The 21,504-nt window shown below is 45.6% G+C and carries 17 protein-coding genes; 9 read left to right on the forward strand and 8 right to left on the reverse strand.

The window, feature by feature from the left end; all coding sequences use genetic code 11:
- Position 1: 1 nt before the first annotated feature.
- Positions 2-778, forward strand: coding sequence for a helix-turn-helix domain-containing protein (locus tag DJ568_RS14970; protein ID WP_114006254.1), 777 nt, complete (start codon positions 2-4; stop codon positions 776-778).
- A 62-nt stretch (positions 779-840) separates the two neighbouring features.
- On the forward strand, positions 841-1,236 hold the full coding sequence (locus DJ568_RS14975) for a DUF1398 domain-containing protein (protein ID WP_114006106.1): 396 nt from the start codon (positions 841-843) through the stop codon (positions 1,234-1,236).
- A 65-nt stretch (positions 1,237-1,301) separates the two neighbouring features.
- On the opposite strand, the gene DJ568_RS14980 is transcribed toward DJ568_RS14975, so the two are convergent.
- The 8 genes from DJ568_RS14980 to DJ568_RS17265 all read right to left on the reverse strand — a co-directional run bounded on the left by DJ568_RS14980 (position 1,302) and on the right by DJ568_RS17265 (position 11,075).
- On the reverse strand, positions 1,302-3,764 hold the full coding sequence (locus tag DJ568_RS14980; RefSeq protein WP_114006107.1) for an AsmA family protein: 2,463 nt from the start codon (positions 3,762-3,764) through the stop codon (positions 1,302-1,304).
- A gap of 155 nt (positions 3,765-3,919) precedes the next feature.
- Entirely contained in the window at positions 3,920-4,267 is a 348-nt protein-coding gene (locus DJ568_RS14985) for a HopJ type III effector protein (protein ID WP_114006108.1), read from the reverse strand.
- A 94-nt stretch (positions 4,268-4,361) separates the two neighbouring features.
- Positions 4,362-6,050: a PepSY-associated TM helix domain-containing protein gene (locus DJ568_RS14990; protein ID WP_114006109.1), complete on the reverse strand. Its 1,689-nt coding sequence runs from the start codon at positions 6,048-6,050 to the stop codon at positions 4,362-4,364.
- A 6-nt stretch (positions 6,051-6,056) separates the two neighbouring features.
- Positions 6,057-6,338 carry a hypothetical protein gene (locus DJ568_RS14995; protein WP_114006110.1) on the reverse strand — a complete coding sequence of 94 codons (282 nt, stop codon included), beginning with the start codon at positions 6,336-6,338 and terminating at the stop codon, positions 6,057-6,059.
- Between the two features lie 4 nt (positions 6,339-6,342).
- Complete coding sequence (locus tag DJ568_RS15000; protein WP_114006111.1) at positions 6,343-6,672, reverse strand: hypothetical protein; 330 nt, start codon at positions 6,670-6,672, stop codon at positions 6,343-6,345.
- A 59-nt stretch (positions 6,673-6,731) separates the two neighbouring features.
- A complete protein-coding gene (locus DJ568_RS15005; protein WP_114006112.1) occupies positions 6,732-7,952 on the reverse strand; it encodes a DUF4374 domain-containing protein in 1,221 nt (406 codons plus the stop codon).
- 4 nt (positions 7,953-7,956) lie between these two features.
- Positions 7,957-10,314, reverse strand: coding sequence for a TonB-dependent receptor (locus DJ568_RS15010; RefSeq protein WP_114006113.1), 2,358 nt, complete (start codon positions 10,312-10,314; stop codon positions 7,957-7,959).
- Positions 10,315-10,919: 605 nt separating this feature from the next.
- The gene (locus tag DJ568_RS17265) at positions 10,920-11,075 is read right to left on the reverse strand and encodes a hypothetical protein (RefSeq protein WP_158534947.1); all 156 of its coding nucleotides are present in this window, start codon (positions 11,073-11,075) and stop codon (positions 10,920-10,922) included.
- Between the two features lie 435 nt (positions 11,076-11,510).
- Here DJ568_RS17265 and DJ568_RS15015 point away from each other — a divergent pair, with 435 nt between their 5' ends.
- From DJ568_RS15015 to DJ568_RS15045, 7 genes are all read left to right on the forward strand, one after another.
- Complete coding sequence (locus DJ568_RS15015; RefSeq protein ID WP_114006114.1) at positions 11,511-11,873, forward strand: response regulator; 363 nt, start codon at positions 11,511-11,513, stop codon at positions 11,871-11,873.
- Positions 11,874-11,919: 46 nt separating this feature from the next.
- Positions 11,920-14,001: a PAS domain-containing sensor histidine kinase gene (locus DJ568_RS15020; RefSeq protein ID WP_114006115.1), complete on the forward strand. Its 2,082-nt coding sequence runs from the start codon at positions 11,920-11,922 to the stop codon at positions 13,999-14,001.
- Between the two features lie 147 nt (positions 14,002-14,148).
- Positions 14,149-14,535 carry an SPW repeat domain-containing protein gene (locus tag DJ568_RS15025; RefSeq protein ID WP_147238770.1) on the forward strand — a complete coding sequence of 129 codons (387 nt, stop codon included), beginning with the start codon at positions 14,149-14,151 and terminating at the stop codon, positions 14,533-14,535.
- 2 nt (positions 14,536-14,537) lie between these two features.
- Complete coding sequence (locus DJ568_RS15030; protein ID WP_114006117.1) at positions 14,538-14,744, forward strand: hypothetical protein; 207 nt, start codon at positions 14,538-14,540, stop codon at positions 14,742-14,744.
- A 224-nt stretch (positions 14,745-14,968) separates the two neighbouring features.
- A complete protein-coding gene (locus DJ568_RS15035) occupies positions 14,969-16,888 on the forward strand; it encodes an NAD-binding protein (RefSeq protein WP_114006118.1) in 1,920 nt (639 codons plus the stop codon).
- Between the two features lie 5 nt (positions 16,889-16,893).
- A complete protein-coding gene (locus tag DJ568_RS15040) occupies positions 16,894-18,432 on the forward strand; it encodes a TIR domain-containing protein (RefSeq protein ID WP_114006119.1) in 1,539 nt (512 codons plus the stop codon).
- Between the two features lie 3 nt (positions 18,433-18,435).
- The gene (locus DJ568_RS15045) at positions 18,436-21,504 is read left to right on the forward strand and encodes a WD40 repeat domain-containing protein (protein ID WP_114006120.1); all 3,069 of its coding nucleotides are present in this window, start codon (positions 18,436-18,438) and stop codon (positions 21,502-21,504) included.

Here is a 21,504-nt window from a genome sequence, read left to right on the forward strand (position 1 = left end):
AATGAGTTACCACATCAGCCAGCCAATCCCGGCGTTGCGTGCGTATGTGCGTTACCTGGCCATTTCTTACAGTGAAGCTCCGCAGGTGTATAAGGTATTGCCGGATACCTCTTTAGTTGTTGGGTTTCAGTTTAGCGGGCGGCTATCGCACATTACCGATGGCCATGATAAGCCGTTGCACAACAGTGGAATAACCGGCTTGCTGGATACTTACCGTGTGTTTAAAAATGACGCGGAAACAGGCAGTGTATTGGTTGGTTTCACAGAAACGGGTGCAGCCAGTTTTTTTGAGGCGCCGCTCCACGAGTTGTTCGGGCAAAGCCTTTCACTTGAGCATTTTTTTGAAAAGGCGACTATTAGTGAAGCAAGGGATAAACTTTATACCGCTACAGACGACCAGGCGAGGTTAAAAATTATCCAGGGTTTTTTGCTGAGCCAACTAAAAGAGCGCGAAGAAGACCGGTTGGTAACCGGGGCACTTCAACACATTTATGGCTCAAGAGGTACTGTACGGATAGCTGCCCTGGCAGCAAAGCTGCACACCAGTCAGAGCCCGTTAGAGAAGCGTTTCAGGGCGGTTGTAGGCGCATCGCCTAAAAAATTCGCCTCCATTGTGCGGTCGCGGTATATGTTAGAGGCCCTAAAGCATAATAATCACAATATTGCAGAACACCTTTTGGCTTATCATGACCAAGCACATTTTATCAAAGACTTCAAAAAATTTAGCTCGGTGACGCCCGACCAGTACCTCAGGACAATTTTGAACGGGCAGAAATAAACGATTTTTTACAATTCGCGCCGCCCTGGCAAACCTAATTTTGGGTAATAAAACAAAAAGTCATGTTTACATTGCAACAAATTAAGGCCGCACACGCGAAAGTTAAAACGGGTGCCGATTTCCCACGATATATACAGGAAATAAAAAGTTATGGTTTAAGCAGGTACATATTTAATGTAACCGACGGAGCTATCGTGTATTATGGCGGTAACGGGCATAAGGTTGCCGGGCCGCCAGTATATACGCCTAAAATTATAAACCCTTCGGCGTCGCCGGATAGCTTGCGTAATATTATCGCTGTTCATCAGCAGGGAAAAACAGATTTTGCAACCTTTTGCAGCCAGGCTGCGGGGGCAGGTGTGAAACAATGGGTAGTTGATACCGAACGTATGCTATGTATTTACGAAGATGCTAATGGTAACGAAATGGTGGCTGAGCCAATACCGGAAGCTTACTGATTTTTAACAGACTTGCAATTACAGTAAGTTGATAAAGGGCACATTACGGGCAACAGGCGTAGAGATTAACTTTTTTCCTTGTCCTGCCCTTTTTCATCGTCTTTCTTTTTATCGCGCCCTAACTTTATTTTGATACCACCATCTTCGTCATCAACGGCGCGCAGGTGTACAACAATACCGCGCATGCGTTTCTTTTTACGTTCCTCTATATCGGTTATTTTATAGTCATCCTTTGGATTGCGCAGGGGCACTGCCAGCGCTATATTGGTGCCCTTGGTGAGTGAATACACGCCGGAAACATCCATATTGAGCACGCTGGAGCTTATTTGCATTGGCCGGATGGTAACCAGGTTGCCGCGCATATCAAACGTACCGCCCAGGTTATAAAAAGCAATATTATCCAGGTTGCGTAGCGGGAATACAAACTTGCCTACTTTTTTAATCGGCTCAAAGTTAAGCAGCGCGCCTTTAGCGATATTAAAGCTTACCACCCCGTTTACCGAACGTGCTACGAGGTCGCCGGTATTACTTATGCGCCCGGTTACACGTGCTGTGGACGACAGGTTGCCACGCAGGTTTTTTGACGTAAGGCTTTCTAGCCCAAAGTTGCTAAACGAGTAAAAAAACTGGCTGATATTAACGTTGCTAACCGTGCTGTTAAGGGCAAACGTATTGTAGCTGCCGTTTTGCACAAGCTTGCCGTTAAGCTTAATGCCGCCGCCTGCATGCCGCAGGTTGATGTTTTTAATAATAACGCTGTTATCGCGCAGGTAAAGGTTTGCAATACCGCTGGTAGCTAAAAACTTGCGGTAGTAAATTTTATCTGCCTTAAGGTGTATTTCGGCAGCACCTTTTGTAAACGCTTCCTGCAGCTGAGCGGCATAGTTTATTTTTGATGATCTGCGTGGTGCGTAGCGCTTGCCTGCCCGGGCATTAAGCAAACCCAAAAATTCGCCAAGCCGTACCTCCGGACTGTAAATGTTCCAGATAAGGTTGATTTTTTCGGGCGAGTTGTAATACAGGTTCAAAAAGTTATCAACCCGTCCGTCCATGCGTACAATACTTCGGCCGCTCATTAATTGTATGTTACGCAGCAGCAGGTTGTCCTTACCAAAATAAAGGCTGAAAGATGTATTGGTGAATTTAAGGTTGCGTGGCACGTAAGTTACATCAGCACCGCTTACCTGTATGGTGCCGGTTAAAACAGGCTTATGAATTTGATAGTCTACCACATCGGCATTATAACGCAAATTTAATTTTGCCGCTCCCTTGCCAAATTTAAGCGGATCGCCGCCGAGCGAATTGTTTAAACTAACAACCGGGAACGACGATTTAAACGTACCCACCGCTACGGGTTTAATTAGATTGATGATCATGGTTGTATCGGCGGTGAAGGGCATTTGCTGGTAACTGCCCTTCAACTTAAACAGTTTGATGGCCGAGTTTTCGTCACCATTGGCTTTACCTTTATCAAAGTTGTTGGTAAATACACCATCAAAGTAGCAGCTGTCAACCTGTCCGCCCGGGCTGGTAAGTACATTGTCACGCACCTGGCAGCTCACGTCTATCTTAGGGTCGCCGCCGCTGCCGAAATCGCCCGCTATAACGGCCTGCACTTTAAGCGGCTTTTGCAGGTTAAACATATTTAGCTTTTCGGTAATATTGGGCGCCAGCAGGGCTGACGCGTTTTTCCAGAGCAGCTCATCAGCTTTTATATTGATAGCAAACGCTACCGGCTCTTTCCCGGTGTTGAAAGTGGCGCCAATAATAAAATCATCACTGCCTATTTTAAGGTTATTAGGCTTAACGTTTATAACACCGTTTGCGGCATCATACCTTACATCAAACGGCCCGGCTACACGTTTGCCCTGTAAAAAGCTGCCGCGCTGGGTATTAAAAGCCATGCTATTAACCCGGGTATCTAAATCAAACCTGCCATCCCAGTTATCACCATCATAATCAAGTGCGCCGTTTAGTTTATTTACCTCGAATTGAAATTTTTTACCCGCCCGGATGTTATCCATGGTAAAGCTCACCTTATTTAAATTTATCCGTTTAACGGTGGCCAGGCCGCTTTGGTCGGCTTCAGGAGCACCGGGCTGGGGTTTGCTTTTTTTAAATACCGACGTGTTGCTGTAACCCAGGCTATCGGTATACAAATAAACCGCCGCGTTATTGATAACCACTTTATTAATAACCGCCTTACCTTTTATAAGCCCAAGCGCGTTTACGGTAACGCCAACATCCTGTGCCTGCAATAGCGTGTGGCGGTGTGCGGCCCACTTATTGTCTTTCAGGGTTACATTTTTTAGCGATAAGGATAAATCCGGGAAACCTGCCAGCAGGGTAGGGTCCATGTTGCCTACTGTGAGCGTGCCATTAAGGCTTTTGTTAAGGCTCGCGGTAACCAATGCGAGTACCTCTTTTTTATTATAACTGATGTAACCGGCCAGTGCAATAAAAACTATCAACACCAGTGCAACAAGGCCCGCAATTAGTTTAAGCGTAAGGGATGTCCATTTAGGCATAAAAAACAATCAGGCGCAAATAGCGGCCATGTGTGGGTAACACCGCTTTAACAGCAATTGTTTATTAATTTGTAAACGGTATAGCTATAACGGTGCCGGCTGCCTGCGCATACTGATACAAAACTAATATTTTGCTGGTAACTGTAAACAGGGGGTTAGCGGGTAGTGAGTGCATCGCCTTCAAAGGCTATGCCTTGCCAGCCATGCGCCATAAATTGCCGTATATTTTGGTGGTCTGTGGCGCTTGGATGGGCCAGTACTGCCTGGTAATGCTCGCCGAATAAATAAAGCGTGTCTTCGGCGCTCAGATGGTTAAGCTGGGCAAATGCAAACACCTTGGCGCTACCCTGGTTTTGGGTGGCCTCATTATAAGCATCGCCATTTTTAAACGCAGTAGCATGGTGCTCGTAATACGTCTCAATAAAATTGATAACCTCGGCAAAGTTAACCGACTGGTTTTTTAAACCGGCTATAAGTGCGCTTATTTGTTCGTGGGTTGGCATGTGCTTTTTGTTGCGAAAATAAACTTAAAAGCGATACATCCCTACATCAATGTGAAACAACGTGATAAATCATCGGCACTTATCGCCTGTTTTATCAGGCAATGCGTACCGGTTCGGCTTTGGACTTAGCTGGAATGTTTTTTTGCTGCCTATGCCTGCCGGTTGTGATTTTGCGGTACACTACGCAGCTTATGATGCCCAGGGTTAAAAACAGCGCGTCAATAAATAAAATATCCAATGCGCCCCGCTTATATGTTTGCCAAAACCAGTTATCGCGCACAATACCATCAAGCACCGGCAGCAGCAGGCACAATATAGCTGATAGTAAGGTTGATTGCCGGTTTACAGCATCGAGGTTGCGCCAGGCTAAAAAATAAATACCCAAGGCCAGCCACGAGTAGAAAAACCAGTGATAAATATCTGCCTGCTCGGCGTTTTTTATAAACAGCAGTACGATCATGGTAAAGGTGGTCACGGGCAGCAGGCTAAGGCTTGATGACATGTAAACGTTAGCCGTCCAGAAGTTGAATTTGCGTTTATGCGCAGGTGTATTTTTTTTATCGCGTGCTACCAGCCATATCAGTACCCCCGAGTTGATAACAATGCATCCCAATATCCCTAAAACAAAATACATTACTTTGAGTGGTCTTCCGCCGTAATCTCCAAAGTGTAAGTGATACAGTGTCCCTTTCATCTGGCTTACGTAATCTGCCGGCTCAAGCGGCGATCGTTCTGATAATATTTTACTATCGCGTACGCGGTACACCAATTCGCCCTGCCCGTTCATTTGGGCGCCGGTATGGGGTTTTCCCTGTATAACCACGTGCATATTATAGTCGCCATAATTGCGGATGGCTACCAGGCTTACATCGCTCTTTTGCCATTTTTTTTCTGTTTGCGATACAAGGTTATTTAAGTTAAAGCTTGTTGCCAGGGGTTTATATTGGTATTTATAATCGGAGTTTAAGCCGTAGCCTAAATCCTTATATATCTTTTCTTCGTCGCCATTATAAAAAAGTTTGGTGTAAGGCACTATTAAAAACGAATTGAAAATAAGCACCACCCCGGTTATGGCAAACATAAGCTGGTAGGGGAAACCAATTACCCCTAAAACGGTATGCAGCTCGGTCCACACGTTCTTCCATTTGCTCCATGGCCTGAAAGTGAAAAAGTTTGATACCAGTTTATCCCAATGGAGCATTAATCCCGTTATCAGCGCAAACAGGAAGATAAAGGATATAATGCCCGCCAGCATATACCCGAAAGGCACGCCGATACGAAAGGGGAGCACCTGATTTAACTGCGCCAGGAAATGCAGCCGGTACAAAAATTCGCCCATTGTATATGACGACGCATAGTCGGCCTCTTTTTGTTTTGCAAAATCGTAGCCAAAAAATGCCGAGTCATCATTGCCGCCGCGGCCCCTGCCACGGCCCCGTTTGCGTTTTCCGTCGGACGGGGCCTTTGCTTTAGTAGCCTTAACCGTGCTATCATGCGATGCCGACATGGAAACATAGGCCCCTGTATGATTACGCTGGATGGTAAAGTCAAAATCGCGGCCCTTCAGGGTGTGTTTTTTGGCAAGCGAATCCAGCAGATAATTAAAATCCTTGTTAACCTGCACATCTGCAGCGCGGTTGGATTGGTTTTCTTGCCACGCGGCAATGTCGTCCTTAAAAAATGAGAATGATCCGGCAAAGAACATTACATACAGCACCCCGCAAATGATAATGCCGCTGATAGTGTGCGTGTTAAAATAAATGTTATATTTTCTGTTATCCATGGCTAATTATATAGGGAGATAATAAATGCCTGCAAACACAACTGTTAATACGGTATACAGCGCCCAGGTTTTCCAGGCCTGCCTTATCAAAAAGGCAAAGAGCAGCAGCACAGCCCAAAGCAGGTAGCCGGTAATAAATGAGGTTATTATAACATCTTTAGGCAAAAAAATACGGGTTAGCGCCGCATGGAAACTTATGGTTACCAAGTACCCGCCCAATGAACCTGCCAAAATCTTTGAAAATTTGGTCCATGCTGATTTGGTTAAGTATTTTTTATTTGCCGGCATGGTATCAAAGTGTGTTTTCCATAATAGTGCTGCAAACGTACAGCAGCCCAACCACAGGCATACGCAGGTAATTAACGGGGGCTAGCACCACACTCAGGCATCCTACACCCATTAGCCCGGTTAAAAAGCCGCAAATGCCGCTCATTAACCCCAGCGTGCTAACAAACCCCGCGAGTGCTGCAAGCACCAACAGGAAACCTGCAACCCGTGATAGCTGCTTATTTTGTAGCGCGATTGTTAATACAGGCCCCGCCGGTTTTTTTTTAGCTGAGGCAGATGTTATTTGCCACAGGTAAAACCCGGCAAACAGTGTTAGGTAAAAAGTGCTTATCATAAGCGGTAAATCAATAGTCGGTGACCAACTGGCCACCGATTACAACTTGTCAGGAATAATTATTTTAAATTTTGGATAGCAGTTATCACGCCCCCCTCTACTTTAAGGCCGCGTGTTGCACTTGCTGTGCTTGCATCTATTTTATAAACATAACTGTTGCCATTTTTCAGGTTTACCCCCAGGTAGCCTATTTTACCATCTTTAGGTGTGTAATTATTGGTAGTTATATTGGCTATATCGCCTACAGCCGGGAAACCGGTTACTGCTTTGTACGTTTTATCAACCACATTAACAATACCTACGCGCAATCCAGCTGGGAAAGACGTCTTTTCAACTTTGGCTTCCGACTGTACAATGTAGGTGTTATTGCCAACATACATCCAACCTGTAATGTTCATACCACCACTGGCGGCTTCTACGTCAAAATAATAGCTTTGATCAAATTCGGTAGTGCCGGCTTTAATCCTTAATACTGCCGATGGTTTAGTGCTTGAAAGTTTATTATCTGTAGTTGCAGCAGATGGAGAGAACCCATAAACGTCGCCATTTTCCTGCACTGACAAACCATCACGGAAATAGCTACCGATAAAGCTCGCCCTATCGTCAGTTATCACTTTTTCAAGCTGCATGTTATCGTAGTTGAAAATTGCGATAAACGCTTTATCAGGGTAAGCGGTATTAAAGCTTCTGTCAATAATAGTTTGATAAGGGGCAAAGACTTTCTCGCCGACTTGCTTAAGCCAGGTAAAATGCGCCAATTCGCCTAAACCTGTCAATTCAAGGGTATTAACAACACCTTCGCCTACAAGCGTTAAGCTATTGGTACTAACTTTATACCAGCTTGAATTAGGTGAGGCAGCATTTCTTGAAATTTTGAACATTAATATATCGTCCTTAACGGGCGCAAAAGCTTGCACGGTTTCTGACTGAAAATTGGTAAGTTTTTTTAGTTTCCCATTCTCTACGCTATAAGCGGTAACCGCCCCGGGGTTGCCCTGGCCATACAGCATGCTGAAGAATTTGTTATTGTGTGTTACATAGTAACGGTAAGTGCCGTCTTGTTCAACGCCATTGCCTATGATAGTTGTTGTGCCTGTATCAAGATCTGCCGTAGTAAGCAGGTAATCGGCCACGCCCGTTGACGCCGTTGGGCTCACTGTAAGGATATAAGTTCCTTTTTCGGTGGGCACAACCGGGATAGGATTATCTTTTTTATTGCTGCTGCATGATGCTAGTGTGGCCGCCGCAAAAAGTAAAGCAAGTGTGTTTTTAATTTGCATGATATTATATTTTAAATGAATTGAAGAAATAGCGAAAATTGAGGTAAAAGCCACGCCCAGGCTTTTGCAGGCTAAAGTTGTCGTATAAATTAGTATCAGTGATATTTCTCACTTCCAGCCCCACATTGTATCGACCGCTTTTAAATGAATAAACAGCGCTTAAATCATGACTCAATTGCATGGGAACAACATATTTTTCATCAAGCACGTCTCTACCACCGGCACTTGGCCAATACAACCAAAATGCATGAACATATAGGAGATTATATCCCAGGTTAAGTGTATTGCCTTTACCTTTGAAATCTCTAAGGGTAACTGTGATGTCTGCATTGCCAAAAAAATAAGGGATATTGGGCATTTGATCGTTATATACACTACTTTTCACCATCACACCACTCTGATTCAGAACCGAGTCCTGCTTATTCTGCAAAAACTGATAGGTTAGCGTGGTGCCTGCAGAAAGCCATTTTTTATAAGAATACCGCATCTCGCCTTCCCCACCTATCACAAACACCCCCTTAGTATTGTCTAACATTAGAGCTGTCTGATTTTGATTAAACCTGGTGTAGATATAATTATTAGAGTAGCGGTAGGTAGCATTCGCGTTTATCAGGAAGTGGTGGTCACGGTTTACGTTAAAGCTATAACTCATGCCCAGGTTGGCGTTATTGCTTTCCTCAGGGTTAAGTGAAGCGTTACCAACTTGCAATTCCATATCACCAAATAGTTCATTAGCCTCCGGTAAGCGTTGCGCTTTCTCGTACGATGCTTTAAGTTGGAATTGGGACGATAAAAATAAACTTGCCGCGGCACCAAAACCGAACCGGTTAAAACTATTTTGACCAGCTGATTTTTGATGAAGATATTTACCGAAAAGGGATACACTCCACTTATCTCTTTCGTTAAAGCTATAAGCTAATCCCAATACGTTTTTACGTACTTTCTGTTTAGGGCCGGGTAGGAAATTTACGCTGTAAGTATCCCTGCCTGTACGGGTAAAGGTATTGAACACATTGCTTAACGCTAGATTTTGATTATCTGATAGTTTATAATTGGCTGTCGCGCTTAGTAAGCCATTGTTGTTCTTATACCGTGACAGACTTTTTGAGCGCTCGCCGGCGTTAGTATCTAATTTAGGTTTTGAGTTACCATACCAGTCATACTCTACCGCCACTGTGTCTATATTCTGTTCTGTGCCAAGGTTGTAATTTCCGTTTACTGTAATGTCCAAACCTTTTATTAAATTAAGTTTACTGTATTTTAAACTTGGCATTACAATATTACCACGCCTATGCCAGCTACCATAAGGCAGGTTCATACGTACGCTGGTTTGAAATTCTTTATAGTTTTGCCCTAACGTTACGCCTAATAGCAGTTGATCGGCCCAACTTTTGCCAACAACGCCCACATTAGCAATTAATGTTTCATTATGGTAATTATCGTGAAAACGCCTTAATCTGGCTTTCGGGTTATATGCTTTTGTATTTATATCGGCAGCCTCTACGGTTACCTTATAGCTATTGTCTGAATAGTTCTGGAAAGCGTTAAGCCTGAAAGTGAAGCCCTTTTTGTTAGTCACCGCCGCATTTATAACACTGCGGTGGGTATTAAATGAGCCGTATGAATAGGAGGCATCTACATAGTTTTTAAACCTGTTTCCGGTAACAATATTAATGGCGCCCCCTAAAGCGTCTGATCCAAGCCATATAGGCACTACGCCTTTGTAAACTTCAACTCTGTCGGCTATGTTAATGGGGATGTTGTTTATCTGGAAAGATGAGCCGAAGTTATCCATGGGTACCCCGTCAATAAAATAGCGCACACGGTTACCTGAAAATCCGTTTAACGACAGGTTAAAAGTTGAGCCTACGCCACCGGATTCCCGTACCCGGATGCCCGAAACACGGTCAAGTGCTGACGATAGATCCAGCGTGGTGTTATATAGCTGCTTTGCGTCTACAGCGGTTACATTAAACGCCAGGCGGTTTATTTCCTGTACTGCCGTGCGGCCGGTTACCTGCACAGTTTGCAAGCCCTGGCTGGCCTCGTTAAGCGCAACATTAACGGTGCTTTCTTTATTGGCGGTTACTGTCGTATTAATTTCGGTTTGCTCAAAACCTACCGCCCTGAAAGTAACAGTATAATTGCCTGACGGAATTTTTGTGAAAGCGTAAGCACCATTTAAATCCGATGTGCCCGTTTTGCTAAAGTTAGCGCCGGTGAGTTTGACGGTTATAGCCGGAAGGGCTTCGCCGGCCTTGTCATGAATGGTGCCTTTTACTGAACCCTGGGGTTGCTGGGCAAAAGAACATAAAGTAATGGCGCAAAAATGCACCAAAGCAAAAATTTTTTTAATTTGCATTGTTTTTTAAAGTCACGTTTAAAAAGCGCCCCTTTCGGGGTTAGCCGCACAGCGCCAACTGTGCGGTATTTTTTTGTGCAAATATATCTTTATTTAGATTAAATACAAATAAGGTTTTAAATTTCTTGTTGATTAGTGCGAGGCGACTGAATAGACTAATCAAAACTCCAAGTCAAAGTTGATGCCGCTGCCAGGCATCTTCCATTAACGCAAAGTTCGTCCAAAAAAAGCCCTGCCAAGCCCGCAACGTCATTTGCAAGGCACGAAGCAATCTGTACTCAAGAACGTTATTGCGAAGCATGAATCAATCTCGTTAGACAGTTCAGTCAGTGCTTCGTTAGGCTTGGTAAAGTGCTTTGCCGAAAGCCAGTGGATGTACTTTCTTTTTTACCGCAAAAAAGAAAGTACCAAAGAAAAAGCTCCCGGCTGCGCCTGACCCTGTTAAAGTTAATGCTAAAGGACTGCCAGTGCTACCCGTGCCAGCCGATGCCGGTTTTTGCTGTGAACCTCTGTTCGTCAGGCTCTATTATATACATACGTGTGGCTGAAAGCCCTGCCAAGCCGCAACGTCATTGCGAGGAACGAAGCAATCTCTTTTATGCTTGTCATCCACGCAATACTTCGTTAGGCTCGGTAAAGTGCATTATCAGCGTCAGTGGATGTACTTTTTCTTTTTCCGCAAAAGAAAAAGTACCAAAAAGAAAACTCCCGGCTGCGCCTGACAGCCCCACCCAACCCTCCCCCAAAGGGAGGGCTTTCAAAAAGTTCCCCTGTTGGGGGAGATTTAGAGGGGGCTCGATGCCGGTTTTTTTTAATAAACCTCTGTTCGTCAGGCTCTATTATATACATACGTGTGGCTGAAAGCCCTGCCAAGCCCGCAACATCATTGCGAGAAACGAAGCAATCTGTTTTGCCACTGCATGTGCAACTTGCTTTAATAGACCCTCGTCCTCGTGATGACCCGTTGCGACTGCAGGGCAGCGTTAATAAGTTTCCCTCATGGGGAAGATTTAGAGGGGGGCCGATGCCGGTTTTTAAATGAACCTCTGTTCGTCATGCTCTTTTTTGACTTTTTAATTTTGAATTTTAACTTTTTTCTCCTGTTTGCTTATGAGACATACTTTCCTTAAATCTCTGAAAAACACGTTGTGCTGATTGTTAATTCATGCTATTTTTGCGGTACCCTAATTAAAACGATGATAAAGAAAGTACTCTTAGTTGAAAACGACCGGGATACGCTCGACATCTTAATTTATATCCTTGAAGACAAGGGTTATCATGTAATATCTTCTGCAACCGGCGCCGTGTTAAGCAGGATACATGAGTTACAGCCCGATATAATTATATTGGATGAATGGCTTGATAATGGTGAGTCGGGAAGCGAGTGGTGCCGCAGGGTAAAAGCTGATAATTCAACGGCCGGTATCCCGGTTTTATTAATATCAACGCATCCCCGGTTAGAAGATATCGCCCATGCGGCGGGGGCGGACGGCTTTATAAAAAAGCCCTTTGACATAAACGGGTTTTGCTCCACTGTTGAGAGGTATCTTAACAGCTAACGCATTTTACCCAAACCTGCAATTGATTTATTTGTTATTTAGTACTATGGCTGATAATCCTGGTAAATCCGCAACACAAACGCACTCCACTAATCTTGCCGATCAGGCACCCGCGCTTGTGTGGCTTGCGGATGCGAACATGCTGAGATATTCATTCAACAATAGGTGGCTTACATTTACGGGCCGCCCTCTTGAACAGGAGTTGCAAAACGGCTGGACGGAGGCTATACACCAGGAGGATGTTATACGCTGTTTTTCAACCTATAGCGCTTCTTTTAAAGCACAAACCGAGTTTACGGTACATTACCGGTTGCGCCGGCACGATGGCGCATACCGTTGGCTGGTTGAACAGGGAGTTCCGCGGTACGCAGCCGATGGCGCTTTTACTGGCTTTGCAGGTTCATGCCTGGATATTGACGAGGTGCTTAAACAGCAACTGGAAGATTTATATAAGCCATCAATGATTGAGCAGGCGTTGAATGAAGAGCTTGCCGCCACCAACGAAGAACTATCGGCTACCAACGAGGAATTGGTTACCACCAATGAAGAATTGGTTGAAAGTCAGCACCGCCTTGAAACGATGGTTGACGACCTGGCCGGCCGCGACCAGAAAATACGCAGCATTGTTGAAAGCGCGCCCTTCCCGATAGGCGTTTACATCGGGCGCGAGATGCGCATCGAACTGGCTAACCAGTCTATCATCGATGTATGGGGAAAAGGCAGTGATATAGTTGGACGCACCTACGCCGAGGTACTGCCCGAACTACGCGACACGGGTATTTATGAGCAGCTGGACCGCGTGTTTACCACCGGCGAACCCTTTCATGCCCGTAACCAGCGGGTAGATCTGGTGGTTGATGGCAAACTTCAGCCGTTTTATTTTAACTACAGCTTTACGCCGCTTTATAGTGCCGCAGGCGAAATTTACGGCGTAATGAATACCGCTGCCGAAATTACCGACCTTGTAGTGGCCAAGCAGCAAGTAGAGCAAAGCGAGCGTAATTTGCATAATATGATATTGCAGGCGCCGGTTGCCATGTGCATTTTACTGGGGCCTGATTATGTGGTTGAGGTAGCCAACGAAAAAATGATTGAGTTGTGGGGCAAGCCGGTAAAGGCTGTTTGGAACAAACCCATATTTGAAGGTTTGCCTGAGGCCCGCGAGCAGGGGCTTGAACAACTGCTTTTTGATGCCTATCATAACGGTGTTGCCTACCATGCCAGTGAGCAGCCGGTGCAGCTATTGCGCGACGGCACGATTGATACCATTTACCAAAACTTTGTTTATGAGCCATACCGCGATATAGACGGTACCATACTGGGCGTTATAGCCATTACTATTGAGGTTACCGAGCAGGTAATGGCGCGACGCGAACTTGAAGCCCGCGAGGCAGAACTGCTGTTAACAAAACAGCGGCTGGAGGAAGAGCTGGAGGCGGGCAAAAAGCTGCAGGCCCAAAAAGATAGTTTTATAGGTATAGCCAGCCACGAACTTAAAACGCCCCTAACATCGCTCACCGCGATTATACAGATTGTGGGCAACAAGCTTAAAACGTCGGCAGATCCGTATATACCAACAGCGCTTGAAAAAGCCAACGCCCAGGCAAAAAAGATGGCAAGCCTGATTAACGGCTTTCTGAATATATCCCGTCTTGAAGCCGGGAAGATAGTAATGGACAAACAGCAGTTTAATCTGCATAAATTACTTGAGGAAACGGTGGATGATTTGGGAATGACCACCCAGGGGCATACCATTGAACTGGCAGACAGCGCGACAACGGAGGTTTTTGCCGATCGCGAAAAGATCGGATCGGTTGTTTCTAACCTGATCAGCAACGCCATTAAATACTCACACAAGGGTACCAGCATAACCGTACGATCGCAGGTTGAAGACGGCTTTGTAAAGGTAAGCGTTACAGATACAGGTGTGGGCATAAGCAGTAATGATATCAATAAACTGTTTGAGCGTTATTACCGTGTTGAATCGTCGCAAAACCGCCATATCTCAGGGTTTGGCATAGGTTTGTACCTAAGCTCAGAAATCATCAAGCAACACCAGGGCCGTATTTGGGCCGAGAGTGAAGAAGGGATTGGTTCCACTTTTCACTTCACACTGCCATTGCCGTAAATCCATTTTTAAAAGGCACCTGCTCATCATGATAACGATACCATTACTGGCTTGATAAGTTGCACTCCAAAATTTCACTTTCTGCGTCCATTTTGGTACGATAAATGTATAATGATTACTGATGATACATCTAAAAATCAATATACTATGAAAGCAGCAATTTCAACAAAAACGCATGCCGTATTGGATTATGTCGGCGGCATCTTAATCACATTCTCCCCATGGATATTCGGATTTGCACATTTGGGCGGGGCGCCGGTATTTATTCCTGTTGTATTGGGTGCGTTGCAACTGGTAATGGCTATTTTCAGTAAGCATGAGCTCGGGTTGTTTAAATCTGTACCCATGCAATTGCACCTTACTATCGATATGTTTGCCGGATTTATTATCCTGGTGTCGCCATTACTATACGGCTTTTATCACCTTGTATTTGTGCCGCATTTACTTTTGGGTATGATGTCTTTTTTCGCGGGCTTGCTTACGCGGCACTCGCCATTGTACAAGTTGGAGCAATTTGACGAACGGGGGTATTAATCATGAAAAGGATATTATTAGCCGCATGTATGTTTGCCGCGGTAATGGCAACGTCATGCAATCCGCAGGGCACGTCGCACAGCGCTTCAGGCGCCGAAGCCAGTCCCGGTAATGATGTAGATACTTTAAGTGAAGCTGAACGTGATCCGGTGCCAACTGAGGCAGACTCGGCGGGCAGGGTGGGTGACACTACCAGCCTGAAGCAATAATTTGAAAGGCCTGTTTTATACAGGCCTTTTTTATTTCCTTTTCTCTACATCGCATCTTCTAAATTAACAATAGGTTAACATGTGCAGGCGATATTTCACAATTGTTAATTTGATTAAGGTAAAGCCGTTCACTATCAAATTTATTCACTATTTTCAACCCGAAATTTAAGCCGCCGGCTTGCCCTTAACTTTAATTTAAACATTATTAATCCCGTTGTCCCGCAATGAGCTCTGAAGCTGAAAAGCCTTTAAAAATCCATCCGTTTATTGCAGTATTGGCCGTTGTGGTAGTTTTTGTGTGCGGCATCATCGGGTTTTACCAAAAACTTGGCGCCGATTTCACCATTTTAGGCGTGCTCTACTCCATATTGGGGATGTTCTTTTTAGAAAATCCCGACCCTGTTCCGGATAATGTTTATATTTTAATAGCAGAATACCTGGCCTCCGCGGTACTTATTCTGAGTATCGTATCGCTTATCTTCCATAAGCTCCGCAAGGCGTATGTAGTTGCGCGCGTCAGGTTGTTTTATCGTAATCACATCGTAATATTTTCGCTTACGCAGATCGGTCGTAAAATAGCGCTTGAGCTGCTTAAAAACGGCTACAAAGTGGTGGTGATTGAAAAGGATGAAGCACTTTTTATAACGGAGATACAGGAAAGCGGCGGTATTGTACTTGCAGAAAAAAATGTCACCAAAGAATTTGAGAATGCGCTTGTGCGCCGTGCCTCAGCCTGCGTGCTGGCCGGTACCGATGATCTGCACAATATGAAGCTTGTAAATTCGCTGATAAGTTATTTGCATGATAAGGCCGCAGACCGTGTTACAAAAATAATGATCCACGTTAACCAGTCGGATAACATCAACGTGTTAAAGGACTACCTGGATATAAACAACAAGCATGAGCATTATGATCTGGAAACGTTTAATGTGAGTGAGTTAGCCGCCCAAAAGATATACGACCAGTACACCCCGCACAAATATTTTGTTGACGCCGAGAAGGAGGAGGAACAGTCAATAGCCATTATAGGCTTTAATGCCGCCGCACAGAGTTTCCTGTTAGAGAATATCATACTCAGCCACTCGCCGGTTATGGCCAACCTTACTATTTACCTGCTGGACAGGAATGCCGATACCGCCATTAACCAGTTTGCATTTAAGCACCCATACTATGCAGATTATATAAACCTGGTGCCCGTAAAGCTGCTGAATGATAGTTTTTACGCCAATTTTACGTGGTCAAAAAAAGACATAGAAAAAATAAGCAAGGTAAAGGTGGCTTATATGTTCGGCGATTCGGAAGCGGCGCTGCTGACAGCGTCTACCAATTTGCGCCAGTTTTTTTACGCGCAAACGCTCAACTTATCGCAAACCCCCATCATTGTTTGCATGCCCGAAGATTCGGATGTAATGAACCTGTTAGATGAGGATGGGGTGAGCGTTGTGCTGAGCAAACAGCTTAATATACAGCAATTAAGGCTTATAAGCGATACCTGTACCAGCGAAGCACTTATAGAGGAATCAGTGCTGACGGACAGATTATCGAGAATTATAAATTTTTATTATTCGCTTAAGTATGAATTTTCGTCGGAATTAAAGCAAAAGTTTAATTTTGATAATGGCAACCAGGCTATTATTGATGTACTTGAGAAAGAGCTTATTGCGCTGCCCGAAAACAGGGATACGGTTACTGAAAACATAGTTGAAGACTTTGTGCTGAAATACCTGGCCGACAAAACTTTTGTATCATACGATGCGCTTAAAAAGCAATTGTCTATTCAAAAGCGGTGGAATATTTTATCGCACCGCAAAAAAGACTCAAACAGGTACGCCGCACGGCAAATAGCCATGAAGGTTATCTGGCTTGAACGTATAGGTTGCTGGCCGCTTAACCGTGCTAATGTGCAGCGCTTTTACCCGCGCCTTGCGCCAATGGAGCATAAGCGCTGGAGTGCCGAAAAAATTGTTTTCAACTTTAAGTACGGTCCGCTTCCGGCCGACAAGCATGACAGGGTTATTTTAAAAGACATATTGAAGATCCATGACCAGATAATTCCTTTTGAAAAACTTACAGAGAGTGAGAAAGAAAAGGATCTTAACCTTTTTATGTTGCTGCCGCTATTAAATTCAATTAAGGGAAGTTAATTACTATGCAGTTCGCAACCGACATATTTATCAGTTACGCCCATATAGATGATGAGGCCCTGATTGAGAATCAGAAGGGCTGGATATCAGATTTTCACCGTGCGCTGGATATCAGGCTGGCGCAGTTACTTGGCCGTCGCCCGGTTATTTGGCGCGACCCTGCCTTGCAGGGCAACCATATTTTTGATAAGCAGATAGTTGACCAGTTTAGTAATGTGGCCATCATGCTATCCATACTTACGCCGCGCTACGTAAAATCTGAGTGGTGCATGCGCGAGGTGAATGAATTTTACGATTCGTGCCAGCAAAATATCGGGTTTAATGTTAATAACAAGGCCCGTATATTCAAGATCATTAAAACACCTGTGCGCGCCGAACTGCACCCCGAAAAGATACAAAGCGTACTGGGTTACGAGTTTTATAATATCGACCCATCTACAGGCCGCACCAAGGAGCTTTCGCAAACTACCGGCCAGCACGTTGAAACCGCCTATTGGGATAAGCTGGACGACCTGGCACATGATATTTGCGCTTTCCTTGAAACTCTTGAAAACCCGCAGGCCGCGTCATTACACAGTGTGCCCGCGATAGTTGCCGGAGGTAAGTCTGAAGATGATAAGGTTTTCCTTTGCGAATCAAGCTATGATACGCAGGAGTTTCGCGACAGCCTTAAGCGCGAGTTGCAGGGCTACGGGTACCAGGTGTACCCTGATAAGCAGTTGCCGCTGATGGCACTGCCTTTAAAAGAAAGTGTTGCACAATACCTCGACAATTCGTCGCTCACGATACACATGGTGGGCGAAAACTACGGCATTGTGCCGGAGGGCGCTCAAAAATCAATAGTAGAAATACAAAACGACCTTGCATCGGCCTACAGCGCCGCGCATAGCACACCCCGCCTGATATGGGTGCCGGAAAACGCCCAGCCTGTTGATGAACGGCAGATAAGTTTTGTTGACAAGCTAAATAAAGGGGGCGACGGCGTAGCCGGGGCCGACCTGATAAAAGGCAACCTGGAAGAGTTTAAGAGCATTGTTATAGATAAGCTTAACCGCATGAAGCAAAAGCGCGAGCAGGAAGCGCAAAAGCAACAAGCCGAAGTTGCAGCCTCAGCCCAGGCCGGTACTGATGTTGCAGTTGAAGGCGGCGCAAAGGTTGTTTACCTTATTTGTGATATGCTTGACCTTGAGGCCATACAGCCTTTAGAAGATTACCTGTTTGATAACGGTTACGAAGTAGTGCTGCCCATTTTTGATGGCGACGAATCAGAGATACGGGAAGACCATATAGAGAATTTAAAGACCTGCAAGGCTGCCATTATTTTTTACAGCAACGCTAATGAACTATGGCTGCGCAGCAAAATGCGCGATTTTATGAAAATAAGCGGCTACGGCCGTACCGAACCGCTTGCCGCGAAGGCTGTGTTCCTGTCGCAGCCGGAAACCCCTACAAAGGGAAGGTTCAGAACGCTGGAAGCAGAAGTTATTAACGGATTGCAAGGCTTTCCGGAAGAGCAGTTAAAAAAATTATTATCGAAAATTTAAGATATGGAAGCCATGACAGATGACACTACATTCTTAAATCCGTTTCCCGGCCTCCGCGCATTCGAGGAGCATGAGGACATCTTGTTCTTCGGCCGCGAAAAGCAGGTAGACGAGTTATTAAAAAAATTACGTTTGGTGCGCTTCCTCAGCGTTATCGGTTCATCGGGCAGCGGTAAATCGTCGCTTGTAAAATCGGGGCTGATACCCGCGTTGCACGCCGGCTTTATGTCGGGCGCGGGCTCTAAATGGAAAATATGTTCCTTCAGGCCGGGTAACGATCCTATCGGCAACATGGCCGCATCGCTGGTTAATAACGTGCTGTATGATGATATACCCGGCGAAGAGGAAAGGGCGTTATATACGTCTATAACCGAAAGTACGCTGCGCCGCAGCAATTTTGGCTTAATTGACACCTACAAGCAGGCGCATGTTGAAAAAGGGCAGAACCTGCTGGTACTTGTTGACCAGTTTGAAGAGCTTTTCCGCTTTAGCAATTATGAGAAAAAAGCTGCCGAGGGGCGGCGCGATTCGGTAGCCTTTATTAACCTGCTGATAAAAGCCGCCGAGCAAAGAGAGATACCGATATATGTGGTATTTACCATGCGGTCGGACTTTTTGGGCGAGTGTACCGAGTTCAGGGGGCTGCCCGAAGCTATTAACGAAGGCCAGTACCTGGTTCCGCGCATGACGCGCGAAGAGCGTCGCGAGGCCATCACAGGGCCGGTAGCCGTTGGGGGCGCTACCATGTCGCCGCGGTTAATTAACCAGCTGCTTAATGATGTGGGCGACAACCCCGATCAACTGCCTATATTACAGCATGCCCTAATGCGCACCTGGGAAAATTGGCAGGTAAAAAACGGCACATCAAATGATCCTGATCCGCTTGATACCGTTAACTACGAAGAGATAGGCACCATGGCGCGCGCGCTGTCGCAACATGCAGAAGAAGCTTACGCCGAACTGACTACTGATCGCCAGCGCGAAATATGCGAGATAATGTTTAAGGGCATTACCGACCAGGGCTACAACGTTACCGGTATACGCCGGCCGCGCAAACTGTCGGAAATAAGTAAACTGGCTAACGCAAGCCACCAGGAAGTGATAGATATAGTGGAGATATTCCGCAAAAAAGGCCGTGGCTTTTTAATGCCACCTTCCGGAATTGAACTGACCGCCGATTCGATCATAGATATATCGCACGAGAGCTTGATGCGTGTGTGGGAGCGGCTCATTGCCTGGGTTGACGAAGAGAACCAGTCATCCCAGATATACCTGCGCCTGTGCGACGCTGCACATATGTACGACATAGGAAAAGGCAGTTTACTGCGCGACCCGGAACTGCAGCTAACCTGGCGCTGGAAAGAGGAAAACCAGCCCAACGCTGTTTGGGCGGCCGGCCATAACAACCAGTTTGAGCAGGCAATGGCCTTCCTTGAAAAAAGCAAGCAGCAGCACGAATATGAGCTGGCCGAAAAAGAACGTTTGCAGAAACAACGGTTGCGCCGTACCAGGCGAATTGCCGCCGTAATTTCTGTAATAGCACTGGCTGCTGTCGCTTTAGCGGTATACTCGTTAGAACTGAAGAACCTGGCTACCCGGCAATCTAAAATTGCAGAAAAGAAAAGCAAAGAGGCTATTGCCCAGCGTAAAATTGCGCTAGCCCAGCAGCGCAATGCCGAGTTAAGTAAAGAGCAGGCGCTATTGAGCAGGGAACAGGCGCTTGAACAAAAAGGTATTGCCGAAGGTGCCAAAAAGAAATCAGAAATAAGCGAGAAGAACGCGCTGGTGCAGAAAACACTGGCCGAGCAGCAAAAAGCGTATGCCGAACGCCAGAAGTTGGTTGCCGAGATGAATGCCAAACTGGCCAAACAGCAACAAGGTATTGCCGAAACGCAAACCGGCAAGGCGGTAGCTAACGAAAAGCTGGCGCTTGAGCAAAAGCAAATATCAACGCGCCTGCGCGACCTGGCCGAGTCACGCAACCAGGCCTATGAGGCCATGATGTTGCTTAACGATAACAAAAGGGAAGAAAGCGAGCGCCAGGCACTGGCAGCGTACAAGCTGAATGCCGATAACAACGGGCCGCAGCAAAGCAACGATATTTACTCGGCATTGCACTATAACTGGGTTGCCGGTATTAATAATAAAAACCAGTTTACCGTGCATAAAGCTTCGGTGCGTAATATACTGGCGTTGCCGCAAAGCGGGCAAATGCTGTCGGCAGATGAGTCGGGCTGGTTGTATTTGCTGGGTGAGAACAATGGCACCCTGCAAGCAATTACCAGCTACAATTTAAGCCAGGATGTACGGGTAATAGCGTCTGTACCCGGTACCCAAAACGTGGTGGCCATTACTGCCGGGGGTAATGCCATAGTATTACAGGTAGCCGGCAACACCATTAAAGAAATTTCACGCGCGGCGGTTGAGGGTATTGCAAAATCGGCACTGGTTGCCAATGATAAAGTGCTGATAGTTACCGGTAAAGGTATAGGCAACTACACTATAAACAATGGCTTGCTCAGCTTAAATAAATTTACCCCCGGTAATAACTATACTGATGTTGTATCAACATCTGCAGGCATTTATTTAGGTGCCGGTAATAATATACAGCAGTTTAAAGCTTTGGCCGATGTACCGGGTAATCCTGTAGCCACGTACAATACACGCTCAAAAGTTTTATGTGTAGCTACCGACGCTGCCAACAGTTACATTGCTGCAGGTACCTACGGTGGCGATCTTTGGATTAAACGGATAAAACCCGATGCTAAAGAAGCGAGCTTTAACCTGCATACATCGGCTATCAATGATATACAGTTTAGGCCGGGTAATGGCGGCATACAACTGGCAACTGCCAGCAGCGACCAAACGGTTAAGCTGATAGATGTAGCATCGCTGATGCAATCGCGCAGCACTGCGGATATAATTACCCTCAGGAGCCATGCAAAGTGGGTGTATGAGCTGGCTTACAGCAATGATGGCGACTTTTTATACACGGCAAGCGAAGACAAAAAAATTATAGGCTGGCACGCCACAATGGCCGGCATTTACAATGACCTGAAAAAGAAGAAATAA

This window comes from Mucilaginibacter hurinus, from assembly GCF_003324525.1.
GTDB classification, from domain to species: domain Bacteria; phylum Bacteroidota; class Bacteroidia; order Sphingobacteriales; family Sphingobacteriaceae; genus Mucilaginibacter; species Mucilaginibacter hurinus.